General features: G+C 70.1%; 11 protein-coding genes. 3 read left to right on the top strand and 8 right to left on the bottom strand.

All coding sequences use genetic code 11. The features are described from left to right. Nucleotides 1–26 precede the first annotated feature (26 nt). The 3 genes from ACZ4W9_RS36435 to ACZ4W9_RS36425 form a co-directional block, all read right to left on the bottom strand. Nucleotides 27–656 carry a hypothetical protein gene (locus ACZ4W9_RS36435; RefSeq protein WP_467943101.1) on the bottom strand — a complete coding sequence of 210 codons (630 nt, stop codon included), beginning with the start codon at nucleotides 654–656 and terminating at the stop codon, nucleotides 27–29. Nucleotides 657–724: 68 nt separating this feature from the next. Continuing rightward, on the bottom strand, nucleotides 725–1,426 hold the full coding sequence (locus ACZ4W9_RS36430; RefSeq protein WP_467943099.1) for a ribonuclease HII: 702 nt from the start codon (nucleotides 1,424–1,426) through the stop codon (nucleotides 725–727). 81 nt (nucleotides 1,427–1,507) lie between these two features. Continuing rightward, entirely contained in the window at nucleotides 1,508–2,131 is a 624-nt protein-coding gene (locus tag ACZ4W9_RS36425; protein WP_467943097.1) for a TetR/AcrR family transcriptional regulator, read from the bottom strand. Between the two features lie 183 nt (nucleotides 2,132–2,314). On the opposite strand from ACZ4W9_RS36425, the gene ACZ4W9_RS36420 reads away from it, so the two are divergent. Continuing rightward, the gene (locus ACZ4W9_RS36420) at nucleotides 2,315–3,865 is read left to right on the top strand and encodes an MFS transporter (RefSeq protein WP_467943094.1); all 1,551 of its coding nucleotides are present in this window, start codon (nucleotides 2,315–2,317) and stop codon (nucleotides 3,863–3,865) included. A 349-nt stretch (nucleotides 3,866–4,214) separates the two neighbouring features. Here ACZ4W9_RS36420 and ACZ4W9_RS36415 read toward each other — a convergent pair whose 3' ends face one another. From ACZ4W9_RS36415 to ACZ4W9_RS36405, 3 genes are all read right to left on the bottom strand, one after another. Then, nucleotides 4,215–5,120, bottom strand: a complete 906-nt coding sequence (locus ACZ4W9_RS36415) for an ADP-ribosylglycohydrolase family protein (RefSeq protein ID WP_467943092.1) — start codon at nucleotides 5,118–5,120, stop codon at nucleotides 4,215–4,217. Nucleotides 5,121–5,132: 12 nt separating this feature from the next. Continuing rightward, nucleotides 5,133–5,792: a histidine phosphatase family protein gene (locus ACZ4W9_RS36410; RefSeq protein ID WP_467943089.1), complete on the bottom strand. Its 660-nt coding sequence runs from the start codon at nucleotides 5,790–5,792 to the stop codon at nucleotides 5,133–5,135. Nucleotides 5,793–5,993: 201 nt separating this feature from the next. After that, nucleotides 5,994–6,599: a YdbC family protein gene (locus tag ACZ4W9_RS36405; RefSeq protein WP_467943087.1), complete on the bottom strand. Its 606-nt coding sequence runs from the start codon at nucleotides 6,597–6,599 to the stop codon at nucleotides 5,994–5,996. A 146-nt stretch (nucleotides 6,600–6,745) separates the two neighbouring features. Between ACZ4W9_RS36405 and ACZ4W9_RS36400 the strand changes: the two genes are divergently transcribed. Continuing rightward, complete coding sequence (locus ACZ4W9_RS36400; RefSeq protein ID WP_467943085.1) at nucleotides 6,746–7,279, top strand: TerD family protein; 534 nt, start codon at nucleotides 6,746–6,748, stop codon at nucleotides 7,277–7,279. A 70-nt stretch (nucleotides 7,280–7,349) separates the two neighbouring features. Here the strand turns inward: ACZ4W9_RS36400 and ACZ4W9_RS36395 are convergent, their stop codons facing one another. Both ACZ4W9_RS36395 and nrdR read right to left on the bottom strand, forming a co-directional pair. Continuing rightward, nucleotides 7,350–10,241, bottom strand: coding sequence for a vitamin B12-dependent ribonucleotide reductase (locus ACZ4W9_RS36395; RefSeq protein WP_467943083.1), 2,892 nt, complete (start codon nucleotides 10,239–10,241; stop codon nucleotides 7,350–7,352). Nucleotides 10,242–10,406: 165 nt separating this feature from the next. Beyond that, nucleotides 10,407–10,955, bottom strand: coding sequence for a transcriptional regulator NrdR (gene nrdR, locus ACZ4W9_RS36390; protein ID WP_467943081.1), 549 nt, complete (start codon nucleotides 10,953–10,955; stop codon nucleotides 10,407–10,409). 564 nt (nucleotides 10,956–11,519) lie between these two features. On the opposite strand from nrdR, the gene lexA reads away from it, so the two are divergent. Next, nucleotides 11,520–12,299 (top strand): transcriptional repressor LexA, encoded by a 780-nt coding sequence (lexA, locus tag ACZ4W9_RS36385; protein ID WP_181793687.1) that lies wholly within the window; start codon nucleotides 11,520–11,522, stop codon nucleotides 12,297–12,299. Nucleotides 12,300–12,519: the final 220 nt, after the last annotated feature.

Raw genomic sequence — 12,519 nt, 5'->3', positions numbered from 1 at the left:
CGGTGTCCCGAGGTGCCGGACGCGCCTCAGACGCCCGCGCCCAGCACCGAGTTGATCTGCTGCGGGTCGCCGCAGACGATCAGCAGTGCACCGGCACGGGAGTGGGCCAGCGGGAGGGCGGTGGCGGCTACGGAGGCGGGGCCTCCGTTGACGGCCACGACGACCACCGGGCGGGAGGCGGCACGGGAGACGAGGGCGGCGTCCGCGTAGAAGACGTCGTCACCGGCGTCGTGCTGCGCCCAGTAGGACGTTTCGCCGAAGGACAGTTCGTGTTCGGCCCACGGGTGCTGGGCACCCGTGGTGATCACGAGCACGTCACCGGGGGCGCGACCCGAGTCCAGGAGCAGGTCCACCGCCTCCTCGGCGGCGTCGAGCGCACCCTCGGCCGAAGCCGGGATCAACTGGATCTGCGGGCTCGCCGCGGCGGCGGGAGCGGCCGGGCCGGAGGGGCCGGGCTGGGCCGGAACCACGTCTCGCGGTGTGCGCTGCGCCGGCGGCGTGGGCCGCAGAGGGCCGGGACGACCGGGGCGGGACGGAGCCGCGGGGCGGGGGCCGGGTACGGGGCGAGGGGTCGGCGCGGTACGGCCGCTGGCCGGAGTGGCGCGGGGACCCTGGGCACTCTCGTGAATCTGAGGCTCCTCGGGAATGAGAGGCATGAGCTGATTTTTATCAAACGTTGGTGCGGCGCGGAGGACCGGGTGGCACATCAGTGCGAGCGGAACCGTCAGAAATCGAAGCCGAGCTGGCCCTCGATTTCCGGAACGCTTCCGTCCGCCCAGTTGCGGACCTTCTTGAGGTGCCGCCACTGAGGCAACGCATCAAGATACGCCCATGACAAACGGTGGTGCGGGGTGGGCCCCCGCTCCGCCAGCGCGGCCTTGTGCACGGGCGACGGATACCCGGCGTTGTCCGCAAATCCGAAGTCTGCATGGTCGACACCCAGTTCGGCCATCATTTTGTCGCGCTGAACCTTGGCGATCACCGACGCCGCCGCGACGGCCACACACGACTGATCACCCTTGATCACCGTGCGGACCTTCCAGGGAGCGCCGAGGTAGTCGTGCTTCCCGTCGAGGATCACGGCGTCGGGGCGGACCGGCAGGGCGTCCAGGGCGCGCACCGCGGCCAGCCGCAGTGCGGCCGTCATCCCCAGGTGGTCGATCTCCTCGGGGGAAGCATGCCCCAGCGCATAGGCCGTCACCCATGCCCGCAGGGTCTCGGCGAGTTCGGTGCGTCGTTTGACCGTGAGCAGCTTGGAGTCGGTCAGGCCGTCGGGCGGGCGGCGCAGTCCGGTAATCGCCGCGCAGACCGTGACGGGACCGGCCCACGCGCCGCGCCCCACCTCGTCGACACCGGCAATGACCTTCGCTCCGGTCGTGGCGCGCAGGGAGCGCTCGACGGTGTGAGTAGGCGGTTCGTACGGCATGGCGCCCTTAGCGTACGCTCCCCGGATCGCCGCGCGACACCCCGGTCTCCCCGTGGGCGCGAGGGGCCCCGGCGCGGGCCGTCAGGCTCCGTAGGGTCGCAGCAGCGGGAGCATCAGCAGGTCGACCATCTCTTCGAGATCTTGATCGTTCCATTCGCTCGCGCACACCTTCGACCGGTACATCATCATGGCCGGGATGGCGTCGAAGACATAGCTGTTGGCCGCGTCCTCCCGGACCTCTCCCCGCTCTATTCCGCGGACGATGACCTCGCGCACCAGCTTGACGGTCGGCTCGACCACGCTCCCGAGGATCACCCCTTCGAAGCGCTCAGCCTGGGCTTGATCGCATTCGTGAATGACCGAGCGCAGTGCGGCGCCGGGCCGTGAGTACATGATCTGCCGCACCTGCCGGCACAGGGTGAGGAGGTCCTCGCGCACGCTGCCCAGGTCCGGGGCCTTCTCCACCCGGGGCAGTCCGGACACCAGGGCGTCCGCGACCAGGTCCTCCTTGGAGGGCCAGCGGCGGTAGACCGCCGCCTTGCCGGTGTGGGCGCCGGCCGCGACGCCCTCCATGGTCAGGCCCTTCCAGCCGACCGTACTGAGCTGCTCCAGGGCGGCGTCCAGGATCGCCCGCTCCAGCACCGCACCGCGCCGGCGTGGGGAAGCCGTCCCGGCGGACGCGGCCGTACAGCGCGAGGTAACCATCTGTGTTTCTCCAGCTTGCGAGGGGAGCGGGTTTTCCGGGGCGGTGACGCCGCGCCGCGGCAAGGGGGGACGCGGGGCGCGACGCGCGGCTGAGTGAACGCTTGCGTTCACTGTCGGGGACTCACTACCGTGGGCGCGACAGTGAACGCGAGCGTTCACTAATGCCTGTATGGGGGACCCATAGTGACAACCTCTCAGCTTCTCGCAGACGACCAGAAATCGGGCGCGGCCCGCCGGGCAGGGCACCCCGGCATCGCCCTCACCGTCATCGCGGCCTGCCAACTCATGGTGGTACTCGACGCGACGATTGTGAATATCGCGCTCCCGCACATTCAAGAAGCGCTCAGCTTCAGCACGACCGACCTGACATGGGTGGTCAGCGCCTACACGCTCACCTTCGGCGGCCTGCTGCTGCTCGGCGCGCGTGCCGGTGACATCCTCGGCCGCCGCCGGGTGTTCATGGCGGGCATCCTGCTGTTCACCTTCGCCTCGCTGCTGGGCGGACTGGCCCAGGAGCCCTGGCAGTTGCTGGCCGCGCGAGCCCTGCAGGGAGTGGGCGGCGCGATAGCGTCCCCCACGGCGCTGGCGCTGATAACGACCACCTTCCCCGAAGGCCCGGAACGCAACCGGGCCTTCGGTGTGTTCGCCGCCGTGTCCGCCGGTGGCGGCGCCATCGGCCTGCTCGCGGGCGGCATGCTCACCGACTGGCTCGACTGGCGGTGGGTGCTGTTCGTCAACGTGCCCATCGGTGTGCTGATCGCGTTCCTCGCGCCGCTGTACATCAACGAGTCCGTGCGCCATCCGGGACGCTTCGACCTCGCCGGCGCCCTCACCTCCACGATCGGCATGGCATCGCTGGTGTACGGGTTCATCCGCGCCGCGGAGGACGGCTGGCGGGACGGGCTCACGATCGGGTCCTTCGCCGCGGCCGTGGTGCTGCTGCTCGCCTTCGTCTTCATCGAGGTGCGGGCGAAGGAGCCGATCACCCCGCTCCGGATGTTCGCGGACCGGAACCGCTGGGGCACCTACGTGATCATGCTGAGCCTGGCCGCGGCGATGTTCGGCATGTTCTTCTACATCGTGCTGTTCGTGCAGAACGTGCTCGGCTACAGCGCCATCAAGGCCGGTTTCGCCTTCCTTCCCGTGACGGCCGCGATCGCGGTGGGCGCGGGTCTGTCGCAGCGCTTCCTGCCGGTGTTCGGCCCCAAGCCGTTCATGATGGCCGGCGCGGCGCTGGTGACGGCCGGGCTGGCCTGGCAGACCTTCATCAAGCCCGACAGCACCTACACGGGCGGAGTGCTGGGTCCGATGCTGGTGTTCGGCTTCGGTATGGGCCTGACCTTCGTGACGGCCACCGTCACCGCCGTGGCCGGTGTCGCCCAGCACGAGGCGGGCGCGGCCTCGGGTCTGCTCAACGCCATGCAGCAGGTCGGCGGTTCGCTCGGGCTGTCCATCCTGACGACCGTCTTCGGGTCGGCCAGCACCGACGAGGCGAAGAAGCAGCTGCCGAAGTTCCTCGCCGACGGCTCGCCGGAGCAGAAGGCGCAGTTCGCCACGACGCACCAGCTGCCCGCGCCGTGGGGTCACGACGTGCTCGCCCACGGAATCTCCACCGCCTTCATTCCGGCCGCCGCGATGGCGGCACTCGCCTTCGTCACCGCCGCACTGGTGCTGAGGGTCCGCAAGAGCGACCTGGACTCCCTCGCCGGCACGGCGGGCCCGCACCTGGGCTGAGCCGGGCAACGCCGCGCGAGGCCGCGGCCGGCCGGACCCCTGCCGGACAGCGGACGGCACCCGCGGGGACCCGGCCGGCCGCGCCGCGGCCACCAGCACCCACAGGACAAGGAGGAGCGGAGCCGGGCCCGGACCGGCTCCCCACCGCGGCAGCGCCCTCGGCGACATGGGGCCGAACACCATCTCACACCCCTCCGTCCCCGTCATCGCACCTACGGCCCGCCCGTACGCGAACACGGCAGGCGACGGACACCGGGACAACGAGCGGCGGTCACGCACGGTTCCCGTGGCCGCACGCAGAGTTTCCGTCGGCGCGATCCGGGCCGGGCTCGGGCACCGGCAGGGGCGGTCAGTCGCCGGTGGGCACCCAGCCCGGCAGCGCCTCCGTGCGCCCGGCCCACTCGGCGGGCGGGCTCCCCGCCCGGGCAGCGGCCAGCACACCGCCCACGATCGCGCAGGTGGTGTCCACGTCCCCGCCGACCTGGGCCGTGGTCCAGAACGCCTTCGGGTAGTCACCGAGGGAGCGAGCGGCGGACCAGAGGGCGAAGGGGACCGTGTCATGGGCGGTCGTACGGCGTCCGCAGCCCAGGACGGCCGCGACGGTGCCCGCGTCGCCGTAGTCGAGCATGTCCCTGGCGCGGCGGAGGCCCTGGCCGACCGCGCTCTTCGGTACGAGGGCGATGACGCCGTCGAGGAGGGCTTCCGGGGCGGGCGGACCGTCCGGGGAACCGGCGAAGGCCGCCGCGGCGGCCACGGCCATGGCCCCGACCACGGCTTCCCGGTGCTGATGCGTGGTGTAGGCCGAAATCTCCGCCTGGTGGGTCGCCTGCTCCGGATCGTCCGCGTACCACGCCCCGAGGGGCGCGATCCGCATCGCCGCGCCGTTGCCCCAGGAGCCCTGGCCGTTGAACAGCCCGGCGGCCAGCCGGCGCCAGTCCTCGCCCTCCCGGACCAGGCGCAGCAGCCGGTTGACCGCGGGGCCGTACCCGCGGTCGAAGTCGTGGTGCTCGGCGAAGGAGCGGGCGAGCGCGTCCTGGTCGACGCGGTGGTGGGCGGCCAGGACGGCGACCACGGAGCAGGCCATCTCGGTGTCGTCCGTCCACTGCCAGGGGCCCGCGGGCAGCTCGCGGCGCTTGAGCAGGGGAAGGTTCGCGGGGACGAAGAACTGGGAGCCCAGCGCGTCCCCCACGGCCAGTCCGCGCAGGCTCGCCAGAGCGCGCTCCAGGCGTCCGGGGGAAGAGGAGTCAGCGGTCATCGCCCTGCCAGCTTATCCGGTGACCCAGTGCGGCACCGGCTCGCGCCAGCGTTCGAAGGGCCGGTCGAGTGTGTACTTGCCGTCCTCTCCCAGAACGAGCATCCGCATCTCGGCGTTCCCGGGATTGGACAGCGACTCGAATTCCGCGACCGTCCAGTGGAACCACCGCATGCAGAACAGCCGCATGGCGAGCCCGTGGGTCACCAGGAGGACGTTCGGGGGGTGGTCGGGGGCCTCGAAGCTGCGGAAGAGGCTTTCCAGGAAGCCGCCGACCCGGTCGTACACGTCGGCGCCGGACTCGCCCTGCGGGAAGCGGAAGAAGAAGTGCCCGTACGCGTCCCGGTACGCCTTCTGCAGGCGCACGTCGTCGCGGTCCTGCCAGTTGCCCCAGTCCTGCTCGCGCAGCCGGGGCTCCTCCCGGACACGTATCAGCCCGGGGTCGAGCCGGAAGGCGCGGAGGGTCTCGTGGGTACGCCGGTACGGGGAGACGTACACGCTCACCCGCTCGCGGCCGAACAGCTCGCGGAGCCGCTCCCCGGTCTCCTCGGCCTCCCGCCGTCCGCGCTCGGTCAGCGCGAGGGCGTGGTCGGGCTCGCGCTCGTACACGGAGTCGTCGACGTTGCCCGTGGACTCGCCGTGCCGGACAAGGACGATGCGCCGTGGTCGTGCCATGCCGAAACCCTAGATCGAACGGCGGCCGGCCGAGCACTCGTACCGGCTCCATACGGCGTAGGTCACACGAATCCCGCGTGCCTGGCCGTTCCGGAGGCGCCGTACGGCCGTCTTGGCGTGCGTTCGCCCGTCAAACCCTCGCGCGCTCCGGACCGCCTCGCGCGCTTCGGATCGCCCTCGCACGCCTCCTTCGCGCCCCTCTCAGACCGTCCAGGACGGCTCCAGGTCCACGATGTCACCGGAGAGCGCCGCGATGTCCGCCTCGGTCTGGGCGCGCAGGGCGAGGCGTTCCACGCGCTCGGTGCGGTATTTGCCGTGCTCGGCCGCCGAGCGCCACATCGACAGGATCATGAACTCCTGCTCGGGCGCCTCGGCGAACATGCCGCGGATCATGCCGGGCGAGCCGGCCATCGCCGGGTTCCAGACCTTCTCCTGCATGAGCGTGAAGTGCTCGACACGCTCCTCGCGGACCGTGCACAGGGCCACGCGGATCAGATCGGCGTCGGTGAAGCGCGGCTCGAATCCGGTCTTCACGTCGAAGCGGTACTCGAACAGCTTGACCTGGGCGTCCTTGAAGGTGCCGGACTGGGCCGCGGCCAGGCGGTCGTGGGAGCGGGCCATGAAGGAGTCGTAGAAGGCCCGGCTCTCCCAGAAGGCGAAGAGGTGCGCCACCCCCGGCCGCTGCCGGCTCCAGCCCCCGCCCTGTCCCCGGAAACCCGGCTCCCCCGGAAGCCCCGCCCATTTCCGCTGCCCCCGCTCGAAACCCCGGCGGTCCGTCACGGTGCAGCGAATCCACTTGACCAGCACCGCGCCATCGTACGGCCAGCGGACGTGGCGCCGGTCACGTCTTGGGGAGATCGTCCGCGCGTACGCGGCCGCGTACGTGGCACGATAAACAAGAAACCCCGGCCGCACCGGAGTTGGGGTCGAGCCACAGGGGAGAGGGAAGCCTGATGACCGGCTTCAGCAAGGGGATCCGCAAGGTCGAGGTCGCGCTCAAGTGGGACCCCAGTCCGGCGGGTCACTCGCCGGCCGATCTCGACATCATCGCCGCGACCTTCGTCGCGGACGACGCGTACGGGGACCCGGCCTATCTGGTGCACTTCGACAGCCGCTCGCCGGACGGCACGATCACCCTCAACCGTGACAGCACGGACGGCAAGGGGTTCGGCTGGGACGAGGTCATGACGCTCGAACTGGACCGGCTCGACGGCCGCTACGCGCGCGTGGTGGTGGGCGCCGTCATCCAGCAGCGGTACGGGCACAAGACGTTCGCCGACGTGCTGCGTCCCGCCCTCCGTATCCGTGAGGGCTACACCGTGCTCGCCGAGGACGACTTCGGCTCGGCATCCGGGGCGACGGCCGCCGCGATCGCCGAGTTCGTCCGGGACGGCGCCGGTGAGTGGACCTTCCGGCCCGGCCTGCGCGGCTTCGACGGGGACCCGGCGACCTTCACCCGGGTCATGGGCCGGGCGCACCGTCCCTGACGTTCTCCTCGCGCACGGGTAAGGGGCGCCGGCCTTGGCCGGCGCCCCTCACCTCACGGACGGCGTGTCATCAGCTGCAGCCGCTGGTCGAGCCGCAGCCCTCGCAGATGTAGCAGGAACCGGCCCGCTGCATCTTCGTACCGCAGGAGAAGCACAGCGGGGCGTCGGCCTGGATGCCCAGCTGCATCTCCACCAGCTCGGCGCTGGTGTGGGCCTGCTTCGGGGCGGGCTTGGCCGCCTCGGTCTCGGCCTTCGGCGTGGCGACCGCCTTCAGCTCCTGGGCGCGCGGCGCCGACTGGGCCAGGCCCTCGACGTCGACCTCGTCGTCGGCCGGCTCGTAGGAGCCGGTCTCCAGGTGGCGCTGGCGCTCCTCGGCGGAGTGGATGCCGAGCGCGGAGCGGGTCTCGAAGGGCAGGAAGTCCAGCGCCAGGCGGCGGAAGATGTAGTCGACGATCGACTGCGCCATCCGCACGTCCGGGTCGTCCGTCATGCCGGCCGGCTCGAAGCGCATGTTGGTGAACTTCGAGACGTACGTCTCCAGGGGGACGCCGTACTGGAGGCCGACGGAGACGGCGATGGAGAAGGCGTCCATCATGCCCGCGAGGGTGGAGCCCTGCTTGGACATCTTCAGGAAGACCTCGCCGAGACCGTCGTCGGGGTAGGAGTTGGCGGTCATGTAGCCCTCGGCGCCACCGACCGTGAAGGAGGTGGTGATGCCCGGGCGGCCCTTGGGCAGGCGCTTGCGGACCGGACGGTACTCGACGACCTTCTCGACCTTGGTCTCGACGGCCGCGGGCTCCTCGGCCTTCTTCTCGTCCGCCGAGTCCTTCGTCTTGGCGGAGAGCGGCTGGCCCACCTTGCAGTTGTCGCGGTAGATCGCGAGCGCCTTGACGCCCAGCTTCCAGGCCTCGAAGTAGATCTCCTCGACCTCCTCGACGGTCGCCGTCTCCGGCATGTTGACCGTCTTGGAGATGGCACCGGAGATCCACGGCTGGATCGCGGCCATCATGCGGACGTGACCCATCGGGGAGATGGCGCGCTCGCCCATGGCGCAGTCGAACACCTCGTAGTGCTCCTGCTTGAGACCGGGGGCGTCGATCACATTGCCGTTCTCGGCGATGTGGGCGACGATCGCCTCGATCTGCTCCTCCTGGTAGCCCAGGCGGCGCAGGGCCTGCGGGACGGTGCCGTTGACGATCTGCATCGAGCCGCCGCCGACCAGCTTCTTGAACTTCACCAGCGCGAGGTCGGGCTCGACACCGGTGGTGTCGCAGGACATCGCGAGGCCGATGGTGCCGGTCGGCGCGAGGACGGACGCCTGGGCGTTACGGAAACCGTTCTTCTCGCCGAGTCGCAGCACGTCCTGCCAGGCCTCCGTCGCGGCGGCCCAGACCGGGGTGTCCAGGTCGTCCATGCGGACGGCCGTGCCGTTGGCGTCGGCGTGCTGCTTCATGACGCGCTTGTGGGCGTCGGCGTTGCGGGCGTAGCCGTCGTAGGTGCCGACGACCTCGGCCAGCTCGGAGGAGCGGCGGTAGGCCGTACCCGTCATCAGGGAGGTGATGGCGCCGGCCAGGGCGCGACCGCCGTCGGAGTCGTAGGCGTGGCCGGTGGCCATCAGCAGGGCGCCGAGGTTGGCGTAGCCGATGCCGAGCTGGCGGAAGGCGCGGGTGTTCTCGCCGATCTTCTGGGTCGGGAAGTCCGCGAAGCAGATCGAGATGTCCATCGCGGTGATGACCAGCTCGACGACCTTCTGGAAGCGCTCGGTCTCGAAGGACTGGTTGCCCTTGCCGTCGTCCTTCAGGAACTTCATCAGGTTCAGCGAGGCCAGGTTGCAGGACGTGTTGTCCAGGTGCATGTACTCGCTGCACGGGTTCGACGCGGTGATCCGGCCGGACTCGGGGCAGGTGTGCCAGTTGTTGATCGTGTCGTCGTACTGGATGCCCGGGTCGGCACAGGCCCAGGCGGCCTCGGCGATCTTGCGGAAGAGCGCCTTGGCGTCGACCTCCTCGATGACCTCACCGGTCATGCGGGCGCGCAGGCCGAACTTGCCGCCGTCCTCGACCGCCTTCATGAACTCGTCGTTCACACGGACCGAGTTGTTGGCGTTCTGGTACTGGACGGACGTGATGTCGTCGCCGCCCAGGTCCATGTCGAAGCCCGCGTCGCGCAGGACGCGGATCTTCTCCTCTTCCTTGACCTTGGTCTCGATGAAGTCCTCGATGTCGGGGTGGTCGACGTCGAGCACCACCATCTTGGCGGCGCGGCGGGTGGCGCCGCCGGACTTGATGGTGCCGGCGGAGGCGTCGGCGCCACGCATGAAGGAGACGGGGCCGGAGGCGTTGCCGCCGGAGGAGAGCAGCTCCTTGGAGGAGCGGATGCGAGAGAGGTTCAGGCCGGCGCCGGAGCCGCCCTTGAAGATCATGCCCTCTTCCTTGTACCAGTCGAGGATCGACTCCATGGAGTCGTCGACGGACAGGATGAAGCAGGCCGAGACCTGCTGGGGCTGCTTCGTGCCGACGTTGAACCAGACGGGGCTGTTGAAGCTGAAGATCTGGTGCAGGAGGGCGTAGGCCAGCTCGTGCTCGAAGATCTCGGCGTCGGCGGGAGAGGAGAAGTACTTGTAGTCCTCACCGGCCTTCCGGTACGTCTTCACGATGCGGTCGATCAGCTGCTTGAGGCTGGTCTCGCGCTGCGGGGTGCCGACGGCACCCCGGAAGTACTTGCTGGTGACGATGTTGACCGCGTTCACCGACCAGAAGTCGGGGAATTCGACGCCACGCTGCTCGAAGTTGACCGAGCCGTCGCGCCAGTTGGTCATGACGACGTCACGGCGCTCCCACGCCACCTCGTCGTACGGGTGCACGCCGGGGGTGGTGTGGATGCGCTCGATGCGCAGCCCCTTGCTGCCCTTGGTGCCCTTGGCGCGGGAACCTCGTGCCGGACCGCTCGCCGTCTCTGTCATGCCGCCTCCCTACGGGCGAAAACGCCCTGAAATGCCCCCGTTGTTCCCGTGGGCACATGTTTCTGTCTTGCGTCGCGGGCAGCCGCAGCCGCCACCCGCAACAGGTCTTCGTTCGCCGCCGCACGACCGGAACCCGGTTCTCCGTCCGGGATTCCGGTCCGTCGGTCAGTCGGCGGCGTGCGCGGGCTCGGGAACCTGCGTGGTCCCGGCCGGCCCGCGATGGTCTTCCTGGCTCCCCGCGCCGGCGTCTTCCTCGTCCGCGGCGGGGCGTGTCGCCTCCCTCAGCTCCGCGATGGCGGCCTCGAAGTCCTCGAGCGAGTCGAACGCCCGGTAGACGGAGGCGAACCGCAGATAGGCGACGAGGTCCAGCTCCTGCAACGGGCCGAGTATGGCCAGCCCCACGTCGTGGGTGGTCAGCTCGGCGCTTCCGGTCGCACGCACCGCCTCCTCGACCCGCTGCCCGAGCTGGGCGAGCGCGTCCTCGGTGACCGGCCGTCCCTGGCACGCCTTGCGCACGCCGTTGATGACCTTGGCGCGGCTGAACGGTTCGGTGACTCCGGACCGCTTCACCACCATGAGCGAGCACGTCTCCACGGTCGTGAAACGACGGGAGCAGTCGGGGCACTGGCGGCGCCTGCGGATGGACGTGCCGTCGTCGGTCGTACGACTGTCGACCACGCGGCTGTCGGGGTGCCTGCAGAAGGGGCAGTGCATGTTTCTCCAACCCTCCTCACAGCAGACTCGTCAGCCTCGCCCGACCCACAGGCCTCGCGAAGCAGCCCTAAGCATAGGCGATCGAAGAGCCGCCTCCGACCGGGGGGACCACAACTTGTGGGCCGCTGTAGCCATCCAACCACTACATGTGGGGATCAACTCATTCGCCAAGGCAGACACGCGTGTCGCACCGGGCGGGCACCCGGAGCGCCGGCGGCCACCCACCGGGACATGCGGGCAGCACCGCCGCTCCACGGCGCCGTTCACGGGGATACGGTGAGCGCGACAGGGAGGACGCGTGGCACTTCCGCACAGAAGGGGCCCCGGATACCGGACCGTGGCATTCCGGATGGCAGACTGAGGGCGCCGCCCGCGAGGCGTGCGACTCCAGCGGAGAAGAGTACAACAATGGGCGCTTTTGTCCGTCGAATGTCGCGCTAGCTATACACCCAGAGACCCGGTCACGTCAGGCGAAAGGCACTTTTTCACTCGAACGTGTGTTTGGCGCAACCTTTCGAAAGCAACTACCGTTGTGCAGCAGGGAGACCATCGAGAGGGGCCGCCGTGACCACCACCGCAGACAGTGCCACCATCACCGCCCAGGACCGCTCCCAGGGCCGAGTCGAGCCGGTACACGCGATGAACGAAGCCACGAATCCCGAGGGAAACAAGCGCTCCCTGCCGGGCCGACCTCCCGGCATCCGGGCGGACAGCTCGGGGCTCACCGACCGGCAGCGCCGGGTGATCGAGGTCATCAGGGACTCCGTGCAGCGGCGCGGTTACCCGCCGTCGATGCGGGAGATCGGCCAGGCCGTCGGGCTCTCCAGCACGTCCTCCGTCGCCCACCAGCTGATGGCACTGGAGCGCAAGGGCTTCCTGCGCCGCGACCCCCACCGCCCGCGTGCCTACGAGGTCCGCGGATCGGACCAGGCCGTGACCGTGCAGCCCACGGACACCGCCGGCAAGCCCGCCGCCTCGTACGTCCCGCTGGTCGGCCGCATCGCCGCCGGTGGCCCCATCCTCGCCGAGGAGTCCGTAGAGGACGTCTTCCCCCTGCCCCGCCAGCTCGTGGGCGACGGCGAACTCTTCGTCCTGAAGGTCGTCGGCGACTCCATGATCGAGGCCGCGATCTGCGATGGCGACTGGGTCACCGTGCGCCGGCAGCCGGTCGCCGAGAACGGCGACATCGTGGCCGCGATGCTCGACGGCGAGGCCACCGTCAAGCGCTTCAAGCGCGAGGACGGCCACGTATGGCTCCTCCCCCACAACGCGGCCTACGAGCCCATCCCCGGCGACGACGCGACCATCCTGGGCAAGGTCGTCGCCGTGCTGCGGCGCGTGTGACAGCCGCGGCGAACGAGCCCCTTCGGCTCGCTCCCTGACCGGGCCCCGGAACCCCTGCGCCGGTTCCGGGGCCCTGCTCGTGCCCGAGGCGGCCGTAAGGGCGCCGCGCCCGCCCGGGGGGGCGGCGACCCGGTAACCGCGAGTCCTTTTCCTTCGCCTCCTTCGCCCCGGCGTTGAGAACCGCGAGAGAACCGGGGGACCGGGTGCGGTCCATTGGGTA

This window comes from Streptomyces sp. NPDC029296 (assembly GCF_055569255.1).
This window is presented reverse-complemented; position numbering and strand designations above follow the sequence as displayed.